Origin of the sequence: Mycoplasmopsis maculosa (assembly GCF_900660665.1) — a bacterium.
Classification (GTDB): domain Bacteria; phylum Bacillota_I; class Bacilli_A; order Mycoplasmatales; family Metamycoplasmataceae; genus Mycoplasmopsis; species Mycoplasmopsis maculosa.
In genome coordinates this window covers 856,718-878,344 of sequence record NZ_LR215037.1, presented here as the reverse complement: position 1 = coordinate 878,344, position 21,627 = coordinate 856,718, and the positions used below count along the sequence as shown (strand labels likewise).

Genomic DNA, 21,627 nt, shown 5'->3' with positions numbered 1-21,627 from the left:
TTCATATTCTTATTTTTTGGTATATTTAATATATTAAATATAAAAAATAATTAAAGGTGGCTTGAATGGATAAAAATAAAATTAGAAATTTTTCAATAATCGCTCATATTGATCATGGAAAAAGCACTTTAGCAGATAGAATACTTGAATTAACAAATACTGTAAGTGCTCATGATATGGATGATCAATTTTTAGATCAAATGGATCTTGAAAGAGAAAGAGGAATTACAATTAAGTTAAACGCTGTACAAATTAAATATAAAGATTATATTTTTCACTTAATAGATACACCGGGACATGTTGACTTTACATATGAAGTTTCAAGATCACTTGCTGCTACTGAAGGTGCGTTATTATTAGTTGACGCAACTCAAGGAATAGAAGCACAAACTTTAGCTAATGTTTATTTAGCTCTCGAAAATAATCTTACTATAATTCCTATTATTAATAAAATTGATTTACCTAGCGCTGATATTGAAGCAACAAAACATGAAATTGAAACAGTTATAGGGTTACCTACTGAAAATGCTGTATGTATAAGTGCAAAAACTGGTTTAAATTGTGAAGCAGTTTTAAAAGCTATTGAAGAATATATACCTGCCCCTCTAAACGCTGATGATTCAAAACCACTTAAAGCTTTAATTTTTGATTCTTATTTTGATGAATATCGTGGTGTTATAATGCTTATAAGAGTGTTTGATGGTGTTTTAAAAGTTGGTGATAAATTTAAATTTATGTCAAATAATAAAGAATACCATGTAATAGAATTAGGTGTTCGTAATCCAAAAGAAAGTAAAAAAGATAAATTAGAAGCTGGGGAAGTTGGTTATGTAGCTGCTACTATTAGAGATGCTAAAGAAGTTAGTGTAGGTGATACAATAACTCTTGTTGAGAGACCTGCTGAAATTGCATTACCCGGTTATAAGAAAAAACAACCTGTAGTATATACTGGTTTTTATCCAATTGATACTAGAGATTATATGGAATTAAAAGAAAGTTTAGAAAAAATTAGTCTTAGTGATAGTTCAATAACTTGAGAACAAGAAACTTCAAAAGCTTTAGGTTTTGGTTTTAGAGTTGGTTTCTTAGGTATGTTACATATGGAAATTTTACAAGAAAGACTTAATAGAGAATATAAGGTTGGAATTATTGCAACAAGCCCTAGCGTTGAATATCACGTATATAAAACCAACGGTTCAGTTGAAAATATAAGCAATCCAGCACTATTACCTGATAGGAATTACATTGATAGAATTGAAGAACCTTACATTTCTGCCTCAATTATGTTACCAAATGAATATATTGGAAATATAATGGATTTATGTCAAAATAAAAGAGGTATCTATATTTCTTTAGATTATATTGATGATAAGAGAAGCAGATTGATTTACGAAATGCCCCTAGGTGAAATTGTTTTTGACTTTTTTGATAGATTAAAAAGTTTATCTAAAGGTTATGCTTCATTTGAATATGAATTAATAGGGTATAAAGAAACTGATTTAGTAAAAGTTGATATATTATTAAATGGCGATAAAATAGATGCTTTTTCAATTATTACTCATAGAGATTCTGCATATGAAAAAGCTAGAGATTTGACAAAAAGATTAAAAGAAGCTATTCCAAGACAAAATTTTGAAGTTCCTGTTCAGGCAACAATAGGCGGAAAAGTAATAGCTAGAGAAACTATAAAAGCTTATAGAAAAGATGTTACTGCAAAATTACATGCTTCAGATTTATCTAGATATAAAAAATTATTAGATAAACAAAAAGCTGGTAAAAAGAAAATGAAAATGTTAGGTACAGTAGAAGTGCCGCAAGAAGCTTTTTTATCTATTTTAAAAACAAATATTGATAACGGAAAGAAAAACTAGATTATGATTAAAAATAGTGAAATAAATTTAGAAAAAGAAAAAAAATGGTTTAAAGCGCTTGTTATAACTACTTTTACTTCTTATGCAATTGTCTTTGCTTTATTGTTTTCTACTTTAATATCTTATATAATTATTCATGTAGTAAATAAAAATACTAAAAATATAGTTCCTAGTATTTTAGGTTTAATAACAACATTATTATTTATTGGTTATATAATAATTAGTTTATTATTTTTTCCAAAAATATTTGCTAATAAATGCTCAAATTATCTTTTAAATCAGTTATTTTCTACAAAAAAGAAATTTTATTTATTTTTTTTAAAAAATCTTTATCCTACAAATCACAAAGAAGTAATAAAAGCTTACATTGATTATAGATACGAAAATAACGAAAATCAATAGTTAATAAAGTAACAGAAAAGTTACTTTATTTTTTAATATAAAAAATCTTGCTTTATATTTCATAAGCAAGATTTTTTTGTATTAAGATTATTTATTTTTATTATTTTTGTTAATTGTTTCTAAAACAATAGGATCTATAACTAAGTCATATTGTATTAATTCTTCTTCTTTTTCTTCTTTTGAGGTTGATAAAAATTGGGTAAAAATTACATAAATAAGCATTAATAATCCACCTGAAATAATATATGTATCTGCAAAATTAAAAATACCTAAATCTCTGCCTACTCATTTTTCAAAAAATGGACTATAAATAATATCTATTACACCATTGTTTGGATAATCTATCATTCTATCAATAAAATTTCCTAAATCTCCTGCTGCTATTGTTGCAAAAGCTAATAATGGGATAGTCTTATTTATAAATAAAGGCGTTAAAAATAAGAATATTAATAAAACAATACTTAATATATGAAGAAATACTCAACCAACTGAATTAATATTTTTTATTATTGTAATTCCTCTATGTAGAGTGTATGAAAAACCTATAAAAGTATAATCATATTTAGTGTTTTCTGGAACTATTGAAGAAATTGTATGCTTTGTTACTTGATCAACAATAAGTAAAATTATAAAAGTAGAAATAAATGTTAAATAATTAAATAATATTTTCTTTCAATTTTCTTTAATGTGTTTCTTTTTATTTGCAAAATAATTTTTAATTTTTATTATCATATAAAACCAACTATTTATTATTTATAACTTTATAACACATTTGACAAACATCATCTTTTATTTGATTTGGAATATAGTGATTTCAGCATCTTAAACATTTTACTGATTCAAAAGTAGAAACTATATTTTCATTAGAAAATTCAATTAATCCAACCATTAATAATTGTTTTAAGTCAAGTTCTTTTAGAAAATCGCTATTTATTGATAATGTTAATTTAGCTTCATTTGTTCTTTTTATTTTTCCTTCTTTAATTGCATTTTCTAAAAGAATATTAACTTTATCTCTTAAATCAAAAAATTCATTTCATTGCTCTATTATTTGAGAATCAAATTGAATTATTTCTTCAAGTGATTCAAGATGAATGCTTTCTTTTTTATTTTCTTTATTAAAGTGCTTGTATGCATCTTCTGCTGTTGTAGGTAAAATTGGTGCTATAGCTTTTATTAAGAAATCGGTTATTTCATATATATTAGTTTGAACCATTAGTCTATTTATAGATTTTTTTGCTTCAACATACAAAATATCTTTAGAAATATTTAAGTAAAAACTAGAAAGATCAACTACATAATTATTTATTAACTTAACAACATTAATAAATTTATATTCATCATAAGCTTGTAAAACTTGTGATTTAAATTCTTCTAACTTTTCCTTAATATATAAGTGTACACCTGATCTTTTTAATAAAGGATCATAAGTAAAATCTGAAATATTTCCAAGTAAGAATTTCAATGTATTTCTTATTTTTCTATAAACTTCTGTATTTTGATTCATTATTTCATCACCAATAGTAACATCATTTGTATACTCACTATTAGCTACTCATAAACGTAAAATGTCAGAACCTGATTTAGAAATTATTTTTAATGGGTCAATAACATTCCCTTTTGATTTAGACATTTTTTCACCTTTAGCATCAAGAACAAAACCATGACTTACAATTTGTTTATAAGGTGCTTTATTTGTATATGCTACGCTATTTATTAATGAAGAATTAAATCAACCACGATATTGGTCACTTCCTTCTAAATATAAATCATAAGGAACAGAAGCATTTTCCATAATATCTACAGCTATTGATGTTGATCCTGAATCAAATCAAACATCCATAATATACATTTCTTTAGTATACCCTAAGTTTTTATATTCTTCAGGTAATAATTCATCAGCCGATAATTCTCATCAAATATCAGTCCCTTTTTCTTCAACTAAAGATATAACATGATCAAATATGTCCTCTTTTATAACTGGTTTATTATCTTTGTCATAAAAAACAATAATTGGAACACCTCAAGTTCTTTGACGACTTATTGTTCAATCATTTCTATCAGCTATCATATTTATCAAACGTTTTTTAGCTCATTCTGGATAAGTTTTTATTTTATCAAGTTCATTTAATAAATTAGGTTTAATTTTGTCTATAGAAACAAATCATTGTGGAGTTCCTCTAAATAAAATTGGTTTATGAGTTCTTCAATCATGTGGATATGAGTGCTTAATTGAACTTTTAGATAATAAAGCTTTTTTATCTTCTAATTCTACAAAAATTAAATCATTTGCTTTTTCATAAAATTGTCCTTCATAAGTTTTACCATATTCATTAATAACACCATCATCTTTAACATGCATTATCATTTCAAGGCTATTTTTATTTCCAATTAAAAAGTCATCTTCTCCAAATAAAGGAGCGATATGAACTAATCCAGAACCTGATTCTAGTGTTACGTGATGCCCAATAACAACTGGACACTCAAGGTTATTAAGAACACCTAAATATTTAATTCCAACAAGTTCATTAGCTTTGAAAGTATTTGTTATTTTAATTTCATTAATATTTCATTTAAATTCACTAATTATTTTTTCAACTAGATCTTTTGCAACAATATAACCTACATTATCTTTTTCGATACGTGCATATTCAAATTGCTCTCCAATCGCTATACCTGAATTAGCTAACAATGTTCAAGGTGTTGTAGTTCATATTACTAATTTATCATTTAATTTAATGCTTTTATTAATTAAATTATCAACAATATTAAAGGCTACGTATATTGAAGGACTTATAACGTCTTTATACTCAACTTCAGCTTCTGCTAATGCTGTTTGACTTGAAGGTGATCAATAAACTGGTTTTAAGCCTTTATAAACTAAACCCGACATAATCATTTTTTTGAATAATCTTAATTGATCTGCTTCAAATTTAGGATCTAAAGTTAAATAAATCTTTTCAAAATCTGTTAGCATTTGCAATTGTTCAAATTGTTTCTTTTGATGATCAACTTGACTTAAAGCATATTCATGAGCTTTTTTTCTTAACTCAACTGCACTAATATTCTTATGATTAGTTTTCATTTCAGTTAACATTTTATGTTCAATCGGTAATCCATGAGTATCTCAACCTGGGACATAAGGAGTATAAAAACCTCTTAATGATTTATAACGAATAATTATATCTTTTAATATTTTGTTTAAAGCATGTCCTATGTGAATACTACCATTTGCATATGGTGGGCCGTCATGTAATATAAAAGCTTCATTATTTTTATTCTTTTCTAATACTTTTTTATAAAGGTTTATTTTTAATCATTCTTCTCTAAAAAGTGGTTCCTTTACAGTTAAATTAGCTCTCATTTCAAAATCAGTCTTAGGCATATTTAACGTTTTCTTTAATTCATCAGCATTCATATACTCTCCTTTTATAAAGTTAAATTTATATAATAATATTTTATTAAATATTATTAAAAATTAATGCATTTTATTTTTGTTTTATTTCTTTTAAATTCAATAATAAAAATTCAAAAGAAATAAAACAAAAAAATAAAAAAACTTCGTAATCGAAGTCTATATATGGTGGCCCCAGCCGGGATCGAACCAGCGACACACGGAGCTTCAATCCGTTGCTCTACCAGCTGAGCTATGGGGCCTTATGGCGGTCCAGACGGGAATTGAACCCGCGATCTTCTCCGTGACAGGGAGACGTATTAAACCACTTTACCACTGGACCATATTGGTGGCGGAGACTGGACTCGAACCAGTGATCCCAAGGTTATGAGCCTTGTGAGATGCCAACTTCTCCACTCCGCGATGTGAAGTTTTTTAGGTGTTCTTTCGAACAAATGGCGGGTGATGAGGGATTCGAACCCCCGCGGGCCGTGAAGCCCCTGCTAGTTTTCAAGACTAGTCCCTTCAGCCAGACTTGGGTAATCACCCGTGGTGGACCTAACTGGATTCGAACCAGTAGCCAACCGGTTATGAGCCGGTTGCTCTAACCGTTGAGCTATAGGTCCTTCAGTTAGAATGTATTCCATATAAAATTGGTAGCGTCGAAGAGAGTCGAACTCTTGACCTTTCGGGTATGAACCGAATGCTCTAACCAACTGAGCTACAACGCCATAAAATGGTGGAGGATATGGGATTCGAACCCACCACCCCTTGCGTGCAAGGCAAGTGCTCTAGCCAAATGAGCTAATCCCCCGTGGTGAAGAAGACAGGATTTGAACCTGCGACCACTACGTCCCAAACGTAGCGCTCTGCCAAGCTGAGCTACTTCTCCTGGTTTTGCTTACATAAAAGCATATTTATTATACAATAAAAAAATATTTTATTTAAAAAAAAATAAAAAAAGTATCTAAAAAATTTATAGATGCTTTTTTTAGAATATTATTATTTAAAAATTTATTTATTTTTAAAATTTAAAATATAACGTTTTTTTATAAAATATTTAAAAAACATATTTTTAGAATTTTGATATATAAGATTTTCATATATCATTGTTTATTGATTCAGATTTAATTAAGTCAAAATCAATAAATAATAACGCATGCTTAAATGATATTTTAAATTCATTATTTTTCTTAAATAAGCTAAAAAATAATGGAATAAAAGGTATAAATCAAATTAATCTTTTTAATTTTAATGAATTTTCTAAATTAATTTTTATAAATAATGGCAGTTTTTCTTTGTTTATTTTTTCATCATTTTTATAATTAAGTTCATTATATTTGAAATCATAATTCTTTACAAATTTTAAATAATTATTGTGTAAATTAATTTGCAATATAAGATAAGTTATTACTAATAAAATACCAAATGAACTAATTATTAGAAAAAATTGGAGAGTTAATTCAGACACATTACCATACATTTTTTTTAAACCAAAAACTAAATATATTATTGATGAAGTTAATGATAGAATTGATAAAAAAGTAAATCACAATCAAGAAAATTTAATAATTTTTTTAAAAGAATAATTAATCTTTTTACTTGAAGATTGTAAATTATTTTTAATTCTATAAGGAAAAATTATTAAATCAAGTATTTTTATAAAATTATTAAAACCTAAAATAAGATAGATAAGCGAAATAAAAATAAGTGGGTTGATTATTAAGTTTAGTGCTCAAATTATAAACGTTCAAATTTCAATAGAAAATATCATATTATCCTAAATTATCCTTTTTTTTAATTTATTTGGAAAAGTTTTAATAAATCAGTCTTGGCTTTTAAAATAAACTTTTATTAAACTTCATATAGCCAATTGATCATTAGAATATTTAAATATTTTATCAATAGTTTTTTCTTCATTTGTTGTTATATTTCTAAAAACTAAATTTTTACCACCAACACCACGATTACTATATCTACAAATCAAATTTGATTCATATACAACAACTCATTCTGGTAATTTAATTTTTGATACATTTAGAATTACTTTTTTAATTTTTAAATACTTATTTTCATTTAATGATAAATTTACATTAAGTGTCGCTAATGAAACAATAGCTGGTAGCACTTGTGAAATAGTTGCAAACTTCATTTTTTTTCTTTCTATACTTTTTATAAATAATTATTGCAATTTTATTTTATCAAAAACTTAAATAATTTAAAAAAATAAAAAAAGCCCACTTGGGCGTGTTCTCTGAAAACTGAATAGTAATGATATACCTATGTTTCATTGAAATGTCTTATAATGACACATCAATACTTTTAAACCTATCAATTTATTAGTACTGGTCAGCTCAACACATTACTGTGCTTACACATCCAGCCTATCAACCTCATAGTCTATAAGGAATTTCAAGGGAATACTTATCTCTGAGGAGGCTTCCCACTTAGATGCTTTCAGCGGTTATCCTTTCCGTACTTAGCTACCCAGCTATGCTCCTGGCGGAACAACTGGAACACCAGCGGTACGTCCACTCCGGTCCTCTCGTACTAAGAGCGGCTCTCATCAATATTCCAACGCCCACATCAGATAGGGACCAAACTGTCTCACGACGTTTTGAACCCAGCTCGCGTACCGCTTTAATTGGCGAACAGCCAAACCCTTGGAACCGACTCCAGCTCCAGGATGCGATGAGCCGACATCGAGGTGCCAAACCTTGCCGTCGATGTGATCTCTTGGGCAAGATAAGCCTGTTATCCCCAGGGTAACTTTTATCCGTTGAGCGACTGCCATTCCACAATGTACAGCCGGATCACTAAGTCCTGCTTTCGCACCTGCTCGACTTGTAAGTCTCACAGTCAAGCACACTTCTACCTTTGCGCTCTGCATACGGTTTCTGACCGTATTGAGTGTACCTTTGAACGCCTCCGTTACTCTTTAGGAGGCGACCGCCCCAGTCAAACTACCCTCCACGCACTGTCCCCCCACCTGATTATGATGGCAGGTTAGAAACTCAACATAACAAGGGTGGTATTTCAAGGATGACTCCTCTAGAACTGGCGTCCTAGTCTCATAGTCTCCCACCTATCCTACACATGTTAGGCCAAATTTCAATACGAAGATGTAGTAAAGCTCCATGGGGTCTTTTCGTCTTGATGCGGGTACCCAGCGTTTTCACTGGGACCATAATTTCACCGAGTCTAGTGTTGAGACAGTTGAGAGATCATTGCGCCTTTCGTGCAGGTCAGTATTTAGCCGACAAGGAATTTCGCTACCTTAGGACCGTTATAGTTACGGCCGCCGTTCACCCGGGCTTCATTTCAACGCTTCGCATAAGCTAACGCATCCACTTAACCTTCGGGCACTGGGCAGGCTTCACCCCCTATACATCACCTTGCGGTTTAGCAGAGAGCTGTGTTTTTGATAAACAGTTGCCCCTCATAATTTACTGTGACCCATATTGCTATGGGTGCCCCTTCTTGCGAACTTACGGGGTCATTTTGCAGAGTTCCTTAACACTAGTTTTCTCGCTCGCCTTAGAATACTCATCTTGGGGACGTGTGTCCGTTCTCGGTACAGGTTTCCATAAATTTAAAGTTTAGAAGCTTTTCTTGGAAGCATGAAATCATCTAATTCAGCTTACGCCTATGCATCACCCCTCCCAGTTATAGATTGCGGATTTGCCTACAATCACCAGTAGAAGTTTACCCCTAAATCCAATAATAGGTAAGACTATCCTTCTCCGTCACTCCATCACATTTATAGAAAGTACAGGAATATTAACCTGTTGTCCATCGACTACGCTTTTCAGCCTCGCCTTAGGCCCTGACTAACCCTGGGTGGACGAACCTTGCCCAGGAAACCTTCCCCAATAGGCGTCGTAGATTCTCACTACGAATCGTTACTCATACCGGCATTCTCACTTCTTAGCGCTCCACCAGTCCTCACGGTCTGACTTCGTTGCCCTAAGAACGCTCCTCTAACGTACTTTCGTACCCGTGGCTTCGGTATAGTGTTTAACTCCCGTTAAATTATTGGCGCAAGACCTCTTGACTAGTGAGCTATTACGCACTCTTTAAAAGATGGCTGCTTCTGAGCCAACTTCCTAGTTGTTTATGAAATCTCACAACCTTTCTGACTTAACACTATTTTGGGACCTTAGCCGACGATCTGGGTTGTTGCCCTCGCGAGCCGGGACGTTAGCACCCCGGTTCCGACTGCATGATAATACATAATGGTATTCGGAGTTTGATTATATTCAGTACCTCTAGGCGAGGCCATCACATATTCAGTGCTCTACCACCAAAACTTAACATCACACGCTAGCCCTAAAGCTATTTCGAGGAGAACCAGCTATCTCCAAGTTCGATTGGAATTTCTCCGCTATTCACAAGTCATCCGGGCACTTTTCAGCGTACTACGGTTCGGCCCTCCACTTGGGGTTAACCAAGCTTCAGCCTGCTCATGAATAGGTCACATGGTTTCGGGTGTACTTCAACATACTAATTCGCCCTATTAAGACTCGATTTCTCTACGGCTCCGCTTTTTTCCGCTTAACCTCGCATGTTAAAGTAACTCGCCGGTCCATACTGCAAGATGTACGCCATCAGCCATTAATGGCCTCTGACTAATTGTAAGTAAGTGGTTTCAGAATCTATTTCACTCCCCTCTCGGGGTTCTTTTCACCTTTCCCTCACGGTACTAGTTCACTATCGGTGTCTGATTAGTATTTAGCCTTACCGGGTGGTCCCGGCAGATTCAGACAGGGTTTCACGTGCCCCGCCCTACTCAGGATACAGTCAAGAGATTTAATGATTTCGCGTACAGGGGTATCACCTTCTGTGCCGCTTTTTCCCAAAAGCTTCTGCTATCATTAAATTTTGTAACTCTATGTAGACTGTCCTACAACCCCACTAAATGTGGTTTGGGCTCTTTCTCGTTCGCTCGCCGCTACTGAAGAAATCATTATTTATTTTCTTTTCCTCATGCTACTAAGATGTTTCAGTTCACATGGTGTCTCACGTTATTTCCTATGTATTCAGAAATAAGCAACTAGACATTACTCTAGTTAGGTTTCCCCATTCGGAAATCCCCGTTTCAATGCGCATTTCCAGCTCCACGAGGCTTATCGCAGGTAATCACGTCCTTCATCGACTTTCAGACCCAAGGCATCCACCACAAACTCTTACTTATTTAAAAGTATATTTGTATTTTCCTATTGATTGTTACAGATGTGTATTTTAAGACATTTCAATGAATCATATTTAAATGATTACTCGATGAATCAAAACAAATTAACCAAATTAATTTATTTAGATGTCGTTGTAAATATCAAAAAATTTACTATTCAGTTTTCAAAGAACATCTTAACCCTTATTCAATAAGAGTTACTTAATCATTATACATTAAATAAATTTTTAACAAATAAATTTTATATTTTTTTTAAATAATTTTTTGATATTTATATTTAAAGTAATTTTTATGCTTACGAATAACTATAAGCATGTATATATAATAATATATTTATTGATAAAAAGAAATAAAAAAAAAAAAAATAAAATCTTTTAAAATTTTATTTTAATTATTAAAATGATGTTCTTCTATTAATGAATTTAAAATTTCGTCTTCAAAATTAGGTATTTGTGCTAATTCTTTTTCATATTCCAAAGATTTTTCTAAAGTTGGTTTTGTGACTGGTTGCTTTGGAGCAAAAAGTTCGCAAGTTTCGTTTGCTTTTATTATTGATGGTTCGTAAGTACCAATTTTTTTTGCAATTTCTATTGTTTCAATTTTGTCATTTGTAAGCAATGGTCTAAAAATTAATAAATCACTAGCATTTGCTATTGTACTTAAACTTTCTAAAGTTTGACTAGCAACTTGACCTAAATTTTCACCATTACTCAAAGCGAGAATATTTAATTCTTTTGCCTTTCTAGATGCTATTCTATAAAAACTTCTACGCATTAAATTAATTTTATATGATTCATTGGATACAAAAGTTATATAATTCATTAATTTTGAATAATTTGCAATATAAAATATTGAATTACCTTGATATTTATTTAATATAGAAACAATATTTTTCATTTTTTCTATTGTTTTAATATCAGTTTGTGGTGGAGAAACAAATGAAAGATAACTAACATGCATTCCTCTTTTCATTAACTCAAAAGCAGCAACAGGACTATCGATACCGCCAGACATTAAATGTAAAACTCTACCACTTATACCTACTGGTAATCCACCAAGAGCTTGAATTACTTTATCAAAAATATAAGTAGATTTGCCTCTTACTTCAACAAAAATTGTTAAATCTGGATTATGAACATCAACTTTTAAATTTGAATTTTGTAATACGTGAGATCCAATAATATTATTTATTTCATTAGAAGTATTATTAAAAGATTTATTGTTTCTTCTCGCAGAAACCTTAAAAGTTTTATTTTCATTATTTATTAATAATAATGATTTTTGCTTAATAATTTCTATATCATTTTCACATTCAATGATAGGGGAATATGAAATAATTCCAAAAACATATTTTAAATTTTCTAAATTTTCTTCAGAATATGTTAAATACATTCTATCAAATTCAACAATAGGTTTTTCTCCAGTTATTCTCTTAATATTTTTTGCTAGTAAATTTATAAAAGAATCTCTATTTTTGCCTTTTAAAGTTAATTCCCCATATCTTATTAAAATTTTTGAATACATTACAACCTCTTTCTTATTAAATAATTACTGATTATTTCAAATGCATCTTTATATCTTTTTTCTAAAAGCGTTTTAGAAGTTATTATTATTATGTCATCTATTTCATTAGTATCTTTTTTATTTCTTTTAGATATATAATTTATTAATTTTTTTGTCATATCTTTATAAATTAATTTTGTAAATAATTCCTTATACATGAAAAAAATATCTTTTTGAAATTCTTTTATTTTAGAATAATTAAGTAATTCTTCATCAGGTAAATTTATAATTGAACTATACGAAGACACTAATTTTAAAACTCTTTCTTCATTCTCAGATGTTGATTCAAGAATGTCTTTATTTTCTAGTATTTTGTTATATCAAAAATCTAAATTTTTTAAATAATATTTATTATAAGAAATTATTGAATTATTATTATTAAATTCGCTTATCAAATTATTCATTTCATAAATTATATTTAAAATTTTTTCTATAAAAAACTCATAATCTGAATAACTTAGTTTTTCTAAATCTAAGATATTTTTATTTTCTATATTAAATTGAGAAATCAAAGAAAAAAACTCATTGTTTAAACTTTCATACTTTTCATTTTCTAAAAACAATATTGTTAAATTATTTAACTCATTGATAATATTATTTATCTCAAAATTAATTGTTTTTATATTGCTGTTTATATAAAAATTAAATTTTTCTTTTAAAGAAAAAACTAAAAAATAAAAATAATATTTAGAATATAACTTTCTTGTTTTTTCAATACTTTCTTGAAAAGGTCTTTTTAAAAAATTAAATTGTATATTGTTTAATTCTTTTTTTAATTTTGTTCTAATCTCTTCTTCAAGTTTTGAAAATTTTTCTATTTTTTTAGGTATATCAAAATATAATGACCATTCTAGATTTACAACAGCATCAATTTTTTTTGCTAAAGATAAAATTCTTTTTTGATAATTTTCTGACTCCAAAGTAACTATTTCTATATTATCTTTTATTTTTTTGTCTTCTAATTCATAATTAGAGATTGCAATATTATCTAATTCAGTTTTTAAATAGTCATATGAATTAACTAATTTATTTTTGTTAATATTTAAATATGATTGTAATTGTTTAATTATTTTGTCATTTTCTATCATATAATAATCAATAATATTTCAATAATTATTAGTTTCTTTACTTAATAGAATAAACTCATTTATTTTTGCTAATAAATCTTTATTATACTTTTTAATACTTCTATACAAAATTATCGATTCTTTTAAGTTTTTATTTTTTATTGAAGATAATAATTGTTGATATTGAGGGGAAACATTTTTATTTATATTTTTTATATCATTATCAATTATTTTTAATTTATTTGTTATAGCTAAATATTTTTCTTGTTTGAAGTTACTCAAAGTATTAAATCTAATCAAAGTTGATTTCTTATCTATATTAAATTTCTTTATTTTGTTAATTATTAATTCTATATCTTTTTCATATTTAGAAAATATAAGTTTTTTTACTAAAAAATAAGTTGAAAAAGAAACTAAAAAAATAGCTGCAACAATTAAAAATGAAGAAATTATATACAATACTATTTTTTGGTTATCAACTAAATTCATATTTAAAATATTATATATTTTATTAGTTTTTTAAAAAATAAAAAAACCAATAGCAATTGGTGCTAAATTGTAATTTACATCTTTACATGGTAACCAATATAATTTGGTTACCATTTTTATATATTATTTTCAAATATTACTATCGGGTAATCAAAAATACAAGCAGTGGTTCACCACACCTATTTTTAGTGGTTGAAAAAGTACAGCAACGCAGTTTATTATTATTTATTTTTGCTACTTTTTTTAAAAAAGTAGAAATAAAAAAAGAAAAACTTAAGACATTTTCCTTTCTATTTTTTAGTTTTCCAGAATTTATTTCTTGAACCGTTACTTTCTCGTTTTTTATTTTGTCAACTGTAAAGTTTTTCGTTTAATGGTATATTTAGACCAGGCTCTTTTATTTCACAAAGTGCATACATTTCAGAAGCACTTAAGTAACCATGTATTTTTCTTGGAATATTGTTTATTTCTCGTTGAACTTTTAAAATTTCATTATTAGAAATTAAATTAAAATCAGTTTTTTTCTTAAAAAAACGTCTAACATATCCATTAAAATTTTCGTTTGTTCCTCTTTGCTGAGAAGCATAAGGATCTGCCTTATAAATAAAAATTTTTAACTTATATCCAATTATAAAAAGTGAATTAAATTCAAATCCATTATCAGATGTTATTGACTTAACATTTAAATTGTATATTTTTATTAGTTCAAATAATATTAAAGCAATATACCAAGGGTTTTTACTGTCAACTTTTACCAAAATACCATATCTGCTGTATCTTTCGACAAATGATAGAATGTGTGAATGCCCTGCTTTTTGTTTTCCTACAATTAAATCTATTTCCCAATGGCCAAAAGTACTTCTTTCGTTTATTTCTCTTGGTCTTGTTCAAAACGGTCTGACTCATCTAGCACCAACTAATCTTTTATAAGCAGGTCCACCATCCCTTTTTCCGCCTTTTGTGTATTGTTTCCTCAAAATATTTTTTCGCTTTATTACTCATAAATTTGAATTTATCCAGTTATAAACTGTTTTAATGCTTGGTATCTTAAAATTAAAATTATTTTTAATATATAAATGTGTTAGTTCAACGCTAAAAGTTTTTTTGTTATATTTGTTTTTAAACTCTTTAGAGTAGTGTTTATATGAATTCATTTTATTTATAAATTTAAAATGATTTTTTCATTTTTCTCTATTTCTATGCTTTACTTCTGCATATTCAGAGTTATAACCTCAATAATCAGAATTTATTTTTATTTCATTTGAAATAGATTGTCTTGAAATATTTAAAATTTTTGCTATTTCTGAAATAGTTTTTCTTTCAACATTTAAACTAATATCTATAATGCTTCTTATTTTATAATTAATTTTAATATAATTCATTTGCTGTGATCTCAAGTTTTTCTTGGGATTTTTTTATATAAAAAAACACCCTTTTTTAATTTTTGCATAAAAAAGGGTGTCAAGATGTAAATTACAATGTGGCACCAATAGCAATTGGTTTTAATTATTGTGTACGTAAGTCTAAACTCTTGTAACCTTCAACTTTGTGACCTTTATAAAAACCACAATTATAGCATACACGGTGTTGTTGGATTAAGTTTGAACAGTTTTTGCATGCAACAAGGTTTTGAACTGGTAAAGCATCATGAGTACGTCTTTTGTGTTTACGTTGTTTAGATGTTTTACGTTTTGGAACTATAGCCATAACCCCTCCTTAATATTTAATATCGCGATAATATATTTCTAATTATAGAGTAAATTTAATATTTATAAACTATATTTTTAAAAAAGTTTTAATTTAATTATATTTTGTAGAATATTTATTTATAAAAAATAAAAAATTATCCTTCAATAATATTATTGTCAATTAATGATTTTTTAACGCCTTCAAGCGCTTCACTTTCATCTTCACCATTAAATTTAATAGTTATTGAATCATTTTTCTTTATTCCTAAAGTTAAAATATTCATAATTGATTTTAAGTTACCTGATCTTCCTATTTTATTATGTGTTAATAAAATCTCTGATTTATATTTTGATGCTTCTGAAGCAACAAAACTAGCAGGACGCGCATGTAAACCAATTGGATCGATAATTGTTACTGTTAAATCTTTCATTTTTTTCTCCGATCATTTTTTGATTTTAATTAAAAATTAAATACAAGTAGTCTAATTATACCAAAATATAATCAAAATTAAAAAAAGCAGCCGAAGCTATACTTTTTAAATTATTTTCTAATATTTAATTCAACTAATACTTTGTTGTAAAGATCAAGATTTTCTGATTTTAAATGTTGTAATAAAATTCTACGTTTTGTTATTTTAGCTAAAAAACCTCTTTTTGAATGGTTATCTTTTGGATTGTTAGCAAAGTGTGGCTTTAAATCTTCAATTTCAGCTGTTAAAATAGCTATTTGAACAAAAATATTACCTGTATCTTTTTTATCTTTACCATATTTAGCAACAATTTGAGCTTTTTGTTCTTTTGTTATCATTTGTTTCTCCTAAATGTTTTAACCTAGCAAAATTTATTTAAATTAAACCAAGTATAAAATGCATTGTTCTAAATAAACACTAATGCATATTAATAATACACTATTATTAAAATAATAAAAATTCTTTTTTAGCTTTTTCTAAGTCTTTTTCTGTTATTTCTAAGTCTACTAAATCTTTAAAAAATCTTAAAGATTTTAAAAATATTATTCTTGCATTTTTAATTGAATTACCACTAAATTTAAAATCAATAAAAGTTAAAAAATGTTTATATTTATAGTCTATTTTTAAAATTGCATAATAGGTTATGCTATTGATCTCAACATAAACAATATATAGACCAGGTCTTGCTTGTATTATTTTTTCATCAAAATAAATATTTATATTTTCATCATTTTCAATATCGCAAGTAAAGCCAAATTTAAATAAATTTAATGAATTAACTAATTCTATATCACCTAATTCAACACATTCTTTAATAAATGAAGTTGAAATTTTTATATTATTCCCAATCCTAAGTGATTCTAAAATGTAAATATTTTCTTTACCATAAGTTTTAATTAGTAAATCCTTATTTCCACTTCCTTGAAAGCCAAACTTAAAGTCTTCGCCAACTATTATGCTCACTTTTTGTTTATTATCATCATTAATTAATAATCTTAAGAATTCGTCGGGTTTTAATTCTTTTAATTTAGAAAACTCTAAATAAATGGCATTTAAAAAACCCAAGTTTGCAAATGACTGAATTCTATAAAAAAAATCTGTAAAAATAAAATTTTTATGATTTTTATTAATATTTTCAGGATCTTTAAAAAAAACTAATATTATATCTCTATTTAAATTTTTATTAATTTCTTTTGCCTTTTCAAATAAGGAATTATGACCTAAGTGAAATGATTCAAATGAACCTATAATATAAATAGGATTATTAAATTTTGGCTTGTTATAAAGATTATATATATTTAATGACATTATATAAGCTCTAATTCTATTAATTTATGATAAGCACCATCTTCTTCACAAGTTGTAGCTATATCATTAGCAACACTTTTTATTCAATCATTTGCTCTACTCATAGCAACTCCATAAGCACTATCTCTTATCATTTCAAAATCATTTGAACTATCACCAAACGCTATTAAATTTTCATTAATTTTTAAATTTAAATAATCACATAATCAATTTAATGTTTTTGATTTTGTAACACCTTTTGGACACAAAAAGATTCCTTTACTTCATTTTGCTGTTATGTCAACATTAAGGTTATTTTCTTCAATTAGTTGTTTAACTTTTTCAGTAACACGTGTAGTAAAATCATCACTTTCACATCCAATTGTTATTATATGTATATGATTTTTTTCAATTTTTTCAAAATCCATATCAATTATTTTATCTTTATGTGGTGATAAAAATCAAGTATCTGTTAACATTCCAGGGTTTTTGTATGCATATTTATTGTCAGCTACTAAAAAGCTTTTTGTATCTTCATCATTTAAAACAAAATCATATATTTTTTTAAAATCTTCATAACTAATTGTTTTCTCGTAAATTATATTATCGTTCTTTATATCATAACAAAATGATCCATTCGCACCTATAAAATAATCTAATTTAGGTAATTGTTTATATAAAGAGCCTATTGTAACAAATTCTCTAGCAGTAGCAAAAGTTGTTTTTATATTTTTTTCACTTAATTTATCAAACATTTTTATTATACTAGAACTAAATTCCATAGTACCGTTAGGTAAAATAGTGCCATCTATATCAAATGCAGCAAGCTTAATATTATTTTTTAAATCTTCTTTTTTCATAAAACCTCTAATTTTGTAATTTTTTCACCAAAAATTTTTTCAATATTAAAATTATTATTAACTACGTTTATAACACCCCATATCTCGTCAAAATTTCTTAAGGCATATTTGCCGTCTTTTAAATTATGTACTCTCAAAGTTACTCCATTTTTTAATAACTTAAAGTCATTATAATTAGGTTCAAATATTTCTAAATTAATAAACGGTGTAATATCAATTTTAACAAAATTATTGTCTTTTAAAAACCTTTTATTTAATCTACCAATAGCTGTTCTATCTAAAAAGTTTAAATGAGCAAATGTTTTTAAAAAAATACCTAAATCATGTGCCAATGAACGAATATATGTTCCTTTTGAAACTGTTAATTCAATAAAAAGAATTTGATTTTCAAAATCAAAATTAATTAATTTTGCTTTTTTAACTTTTATTTTTTGTTTTTTTAATTCAATTTCTTTGCCTTTTCTTGCTATTTCATAGGCTTTTTTACCGTTTATTTTTTTTGCACTATATATAGGAGGAAATTGATCTTCCTGTGTTAAAAACCAATTTACTATTTTTTCTAAGTCTTTTTCTTCAACTTTATTTGAAGAAAAATTAGTAACTGCACCTTCTGTGTCATAAGTTTCAGTGGATGATCCAAATTTTATACCTGCCACATATGTCTTGTCTTCCTCACTAATATATTGAATCAACTTTGTATCTGAATCTGTTGCTACTAATAAAAGTCCTGTGGCTAAAGGATCTAGGGTTCCAGTGTGACCAATTTTCTTAATATTATTTTTTTTAGAAAAATTATTTATAGTTTTAAATGAAGATTCATTCAAAGGCTTATTAATTAAATAAAACATTTTTTTCTCCTTTATTTATTTTGTAAAATAAATAGCCAATACTTTTTGCACTAGCTATTTACTAATAAAATTAAGCTTCAAATGAATTTATATTTGCAAAAATTTGCTCTTCATTTACGCCTGGGATATCTCAATATTTTGAACTTATTCTTTTTTCTATATTTTTAAAGCGAATTTCTTCTATTTTAGATCAAATAGGTATTCCTATTAAAACAATTGAATAAATAGAAATAAATACTGATAGTATTATATTTATTAATAATCATATATTGTTTGAATAAATAAATGATATATAAATTAAACTTGATAAAACTAGCGCTATTAAGTAAAATAAATAATTTTTCATAGCTTGTTTTACAACAATATTTGAAAGAAAGCGAATGCTTTCATGATTAAACTCTTCTCTTTTTCTTTCTCTAGAAATTTGATCTCTTAATAATCCAAAAATAGTATAAATAATTACTAATGAAATTAAATAATTTATTACAAATGAAATAATTATTGTTGAATCCATTTTTATTCTTGCTATAGTAATTGCAGAAAAAAGTAATAATAAATTAATTAATAATAATGCAAATAAAGTCACTACATAAGTTCATTTAAATCTAATAAAAGTATATATTAATGTTGCTGTAAGAGCAATAGAAATGCCGACAACAACTTTAATCAATTGATACCTTAAATTAAAATTATCTAATATAAAATCATTATATAAATTAACTCCTGAAAATCCATTTTTATTTATTGAGGCAAAAACAGAATAAACAACAATTCCGGAAATTAATAAAACAATAGGAAGTATTATAGAAAATTTAGTTTTATTAACTATATCATGCTTATTATTTTTTTCTAGTCATGCAAATTTTCCAATTTGGCTGTTTCTAATCCCTATAAAAATCATTTTCTTATCGAATACGCCTGTTTGTAAGACTAAAATCGTTATTCATCTTGCTAATAAAAGCATTATAACTAAACTAAAAATTGATGAAAAAGATATCATTATAGAAAAACTTTGCATTTCAGCAGAACCAACAAAAAAGAAAATAATAGATGTTATAAGATTCACAACTATTGTATCAAAAGAAGCAAAAAAAGTTTTAGATGAAGCATTTTTAATAGCTTTAAATATTTGTTCACCTTTAATAATTTCTCTTTTAATTCTATTTAAAAATACTATATTTATAAATAATCCGACAAAGCCACCTATATAAATGCCTAACAATGAAAGTGGAGAGTAAACACCATTTAGAGCAATATACATAACTAAAGTTAAAAATATAAATAATGCGCTAAATATACTATTTATTATGCCTAAAAATCCATACATCAATGTTAAGGCTATTGCTAAAATTGCAAAAATAATAGAACTTGCTAATCAAAAGAAATTAAAATTATAAGTTGGTGATTCTGAGTTAATTATTACTTTTGAATTTTCAGAAATATTCAATTTATAATCAGATCTACTAAAATTTATTGTCCCTGTTATACTTTCTGCTAAAGTTTTTTTAAAACCACCATCTTTAGCTTTTAATATACCACCTGTTATTTGATATGATCCTGATTTATATAAATTATTTTCATTTATTTGTGAAATATCTATCAAATATTGATCTGCTTTAAATTGTTCTGATTTTAATGCATTTAAAGTAGGTTGCGCATTTGTATTATTATTTGATCCCCTGTTAAACATTGGAGTATTATTAACAAAAACAAAATTTGAAGGAATTTCCCCAGCTTGTTTTCATTGTTCAGGTGCTTCTGTTTTTGCTAATTGAACTAATTCATCCAAGTTTAATCACATTAAAATAAGTCTTCCATTTTGTGAAACCCATTTTGTTGCTTTTGCAAATTCAATTTCAGCTTCTTGATTAGCTAAATCAACTTGTATCGCATATTTATTAGATAAATAATTAAATCTAGCTTGTGCGCTTCCTTCTTTTATAGGAACTGCGTATCTTTGAATATTGTTATAATCTATTTTTGCACCTTCCACAAATTTACCATCTTGAAAAAGTGGATTCATCAATAGATCTGTAAAAACTAAGGTAGATTTTTTAGTAATGTCATTTTCAAAATATTTTAGATCTTCATCATTTAAATTCTTATTTGAAGAAACATCAATTAAACCGTTATCCTTAGCATTAAAAGTAACATCGTTTCTATTTAAACTTGAAAAACGATATTCTAAGGCTTTTGTTATATCCGATAATTCCTTGCCTTTTACTCTTTCATCTTTGTTGTCTTTTGCAACGATTTGATATTTTATACCTCCATTGTAATCTATGTTTTTATTAACGTTTTTATTTATGAAAAAAATAAAACCAAAAATAATTGAAAACACTGATGCTATTAATGAAAAAATAATAATAATTCATCTTTTTCAATTAGTTGGTTTAAAAATATTTTTAAAAAAGTTTTTAAGTGCATTGCCTATCTTATTTATCATAATATTTAAATTATATATTAAAGAAAAATATTAAATAACATTATTAATTTA

The 21,627-nt window shown here is 26.8% G+C and carries 16 protein-coding genes, 8 tRNA genes and 1 rRNA gene; 2 read left to right on the top strand and 23 right to left on the bottom strand.

Annotation, left to right across the window (positions count from 1 at the left end):
* Positions 1–65: 65 nt before the first annotated feature.
* A complete protein-coding gene (lepA, locus tag EXC47_RS03660; RefSeq protein WP_129647215.1) occupies positions 66–1,871 on the top strand; it encodes a translation elongation factor 4 in 1,806 nt (601 codons plus the stop codon).
* Positions 1,872–1,874: 3 nt separating this feature from the next.
* On the top strand, positions 1,875–2,273 hold the full coding sequence (locus EXC47_RS03655; protein WP_129647213.1) for a hypothetical protein: 399 nt from the start codon (positions 1,875–1,877) through the stop codon (positions 2,271–2,273).
* 87 nt (positions 2,274–2,360) lie between these two features.
* Here the strand turns inward: EXC47_RS03655 and EXC47_RS03650 are convergent, their stop codons facing one another.
* From EXC47_RS03650 to secDF, 23 genes are all read right to left on the bottom strand, one after another.
* Positions 2,361–3,005 (bottom strand): signal peptidase II, encoded by a 645-nt coding sequence (locus EXC47_RS03650; protein ID WP_129647211.1) that lies wholly within the window; start codon positions 3,003–3,005, stop codon positions 2,361–2,363.
* 10 nt (positions 3,006–3,015) lie between these two features.
* Positions 3,016–5,691 (bottom strand): isoleucine--tRNA ligase, encoded by a 2,676-nt coding sequence (gene ileS, locus EXC47_RS03645; RefSeq protein ID WP_129647209.1) that lies wholly within the window; start codon positions 5,689–5,691, stop codon positions 3,016–3,018.
* 163 nt (positions 5,692–5,854) lie between these two features.
* Positions 5,855–5,930: transfer RNA gene (locus EXC47_RS03640), tRNA-Phe, on the bottom strand.
* Positions 5,931–5,933: 3 nt separating this feature from the next.
* Positions 5,934–6,010, bottom strand: a tRNA-Asp gene (locus EXC47_RS03635).
* 4 nt (positions 6,011–6,014) lie between these two features.
* Positions 6,015–6,090, bottom strand: a tRNA-Met gene (locus tag EXC47_RS03630).
* A gap of 33 nt (positions 6,091–6,123) precedes the next feature.
* A tRNA-Ser gene (locus tag EXC47_RS03625) sits at positions 6,124–6,216 on the bottom strand.
* Position 6,217: 1 nt separating this feature from the next.
* Positions 6,218–6,293, bottom strand: a tRNA-Ile gene (locus EXC47_RS03620).
* Between the two features lie 28 nt (positions 6,294–6,321).
* A tRNA-Met gene (locus EXC47_RS03615) sits at positions 6,322–6,398 on the bottom strand.
* Positions 6,399–6,404: 6 nt separating this feature from the next.
* Positions 6,405–6,481: transfer RNA gene (locus tag EXC47_RS03610), tRNA-Ala, on the bottom strand.
* Between the two features lies 1 nt (position 6,482).
* A tRNA-Pro gene (locus EXC47_RS03605) sits at positions 6,483–6,559 on the bottom strand.
* A 183-nt stretch (positions 6,560–6,742) separates the two neighbouring features.
* Positions 6,743–7,441 carry a hypothetical protein gene (locus EXC47_RS03600; protein ID WP_129647207.1) on the bottom strand — a complete coding sequence of 233 codons (699 nt, stop codon included), beginning with the start codon at positions 7,439–7,441 and terminating at the stop codon, positions 6,743–6,745.
* 6 nt (positions 7,442–7,447) lie between these two features.
* On the bottom strand, positions 7,448–7,819 hold the full coding sequence (locus EXC47_RS03595) for a hypothetical protein (protein WP_129647205.1): 372 nt from the start codon (positions 7,817–7,819) through the stop codon (positions 7,448–7,450).
* Positions 7,820–7,985: 166 nt separating this feature from the next.
* Positions 7,986–10,867, bottom strand: a 23S ribosomal RNA gene (locus EXC47_RS03590).
* Between the two features lie 378 nt (positions 10,868–11,245).
* Positions 11,246–12,382, bottom strand: coding sequence for a tRNA uracil 4-sulfurtransferase ThiI (thiI, locus tag EXC47_RS03585; RefSeq protein WP_129647203.1), 1,137 nt, complete (start codon positions 12,380–12,382; stop codon positions 11,246–11,248).
* Positions 12,382–13,977 (bottom strand): ligand-binding sensor domain-containing protein, encoded by a 1,596-nt coding sequence (locus EXC47_RS03580; protein WP_129647201.1) that lies wholly within the window; start codon positions 13,975–13,977, stop codon positions 12,382–12,384. Before EXC47_RS03580 ends, thiI begins: the two co-directional genes overlap by 1 nt.
* A 290-nt stretch (positions 13,978–14,267) precedes the next feature.
* A complete protein-coding gene (locus EXC47_RS03575; RefSeq protein WP_129647008.1) occupies positions 14,268–15,359 on the bottom strand; it encodes an IS30 family transposase in 1,092 nt (363 codons plus the stop codon).
* Between the two features lie 124 nt (positions 15,360–15,483).
* Positions 15,484–15,684 (bottom strand): 50S ribosomal protein L32, encoded by a 201-nt coding sequence (gene rpmF / locus EXC47_RS03570; RefSeq protein ID WP_129647199.1) that lies wholly within the window; start codon positions 15,682–15,684, stop codon positions 15,484–15,486.
* Positions 15,685–15,820: 136 nt separating this feature from the next.
* Positions 15,821–16,096 (bottom strand): HPr family phosphocarrier protein, encoded by a 276-nt coding sequence (locus EXC47_RS03565; protein ID WP_129647197.1) that lies wholly within the window; start codon positions 16,094–16,096, stop codon positions 15,821–15,823.
* A 110-nt stretch (positions 16,097–16,206) separates the two neighbouring features.
* Complete coding sequence (gene rpsO / locus EXC47_RS03560; protein ID WP_129647195.1) at positions 16,207–16,473, bottom strand: 30S ribosomal protein S15; 267 nt, start codon at positions 16,471–16,473, stop codon at positions 16,207–16,209.
* A 106-nt stretch (positions 16,474–16,579) separates the two neighbouring features.
* A complete protein-coding gene (locus EXC47_RS03555; RefSeq protein ID WP_129647193.1) occupies positions 16,580–17,443 on the bottom strand; it encodes an FAD synthase in 864 nt (287 codons plus the stop codon).
* A complete protein-coding gene (locus EXC47_RS03550) occupies positions 17,443–18,282 on the bottom strand; it encodes a YcsE-related riboflavin metabolism phosphatase (protein WP_129647191.1) in 840 nt (279 codons plus the stop codon). Before EXC47_RS03550 ends, EXC47_RS03555 begins: the two co-directional genes overlap by 1 nt.
* Complete coding sequence (gene truB, locus EXC47_RS03545; protein ID WP_129647189.1) at positions 18,264–19,130, bottom strand: tRNA pseudouridine(55) synthase TruB; 867 nt, start codon at positions 19,128–19,130, stop codon at positions 18,264–18,266. Before truB ends, EXC47_RS03550 begins: the two co-directional genes overlap by 19 nt.
* Before the next feature lie 70 nt (positions 19,131–19,200).
* Positions 19,201–21,576 (bottom strand): protein translocase subunit SecDF, encoded by a 2,376-nt coding sequence (secDF, locus tag EXC47_RS03540; RefSeq protein ID WP_129647187.1) that lies wholly within the window; start codon positions 21,574–21,576, stop codon positions 19,201–19,203.
* Positions 21,577–21,627 lie beyond the last annotated feature (51 nt).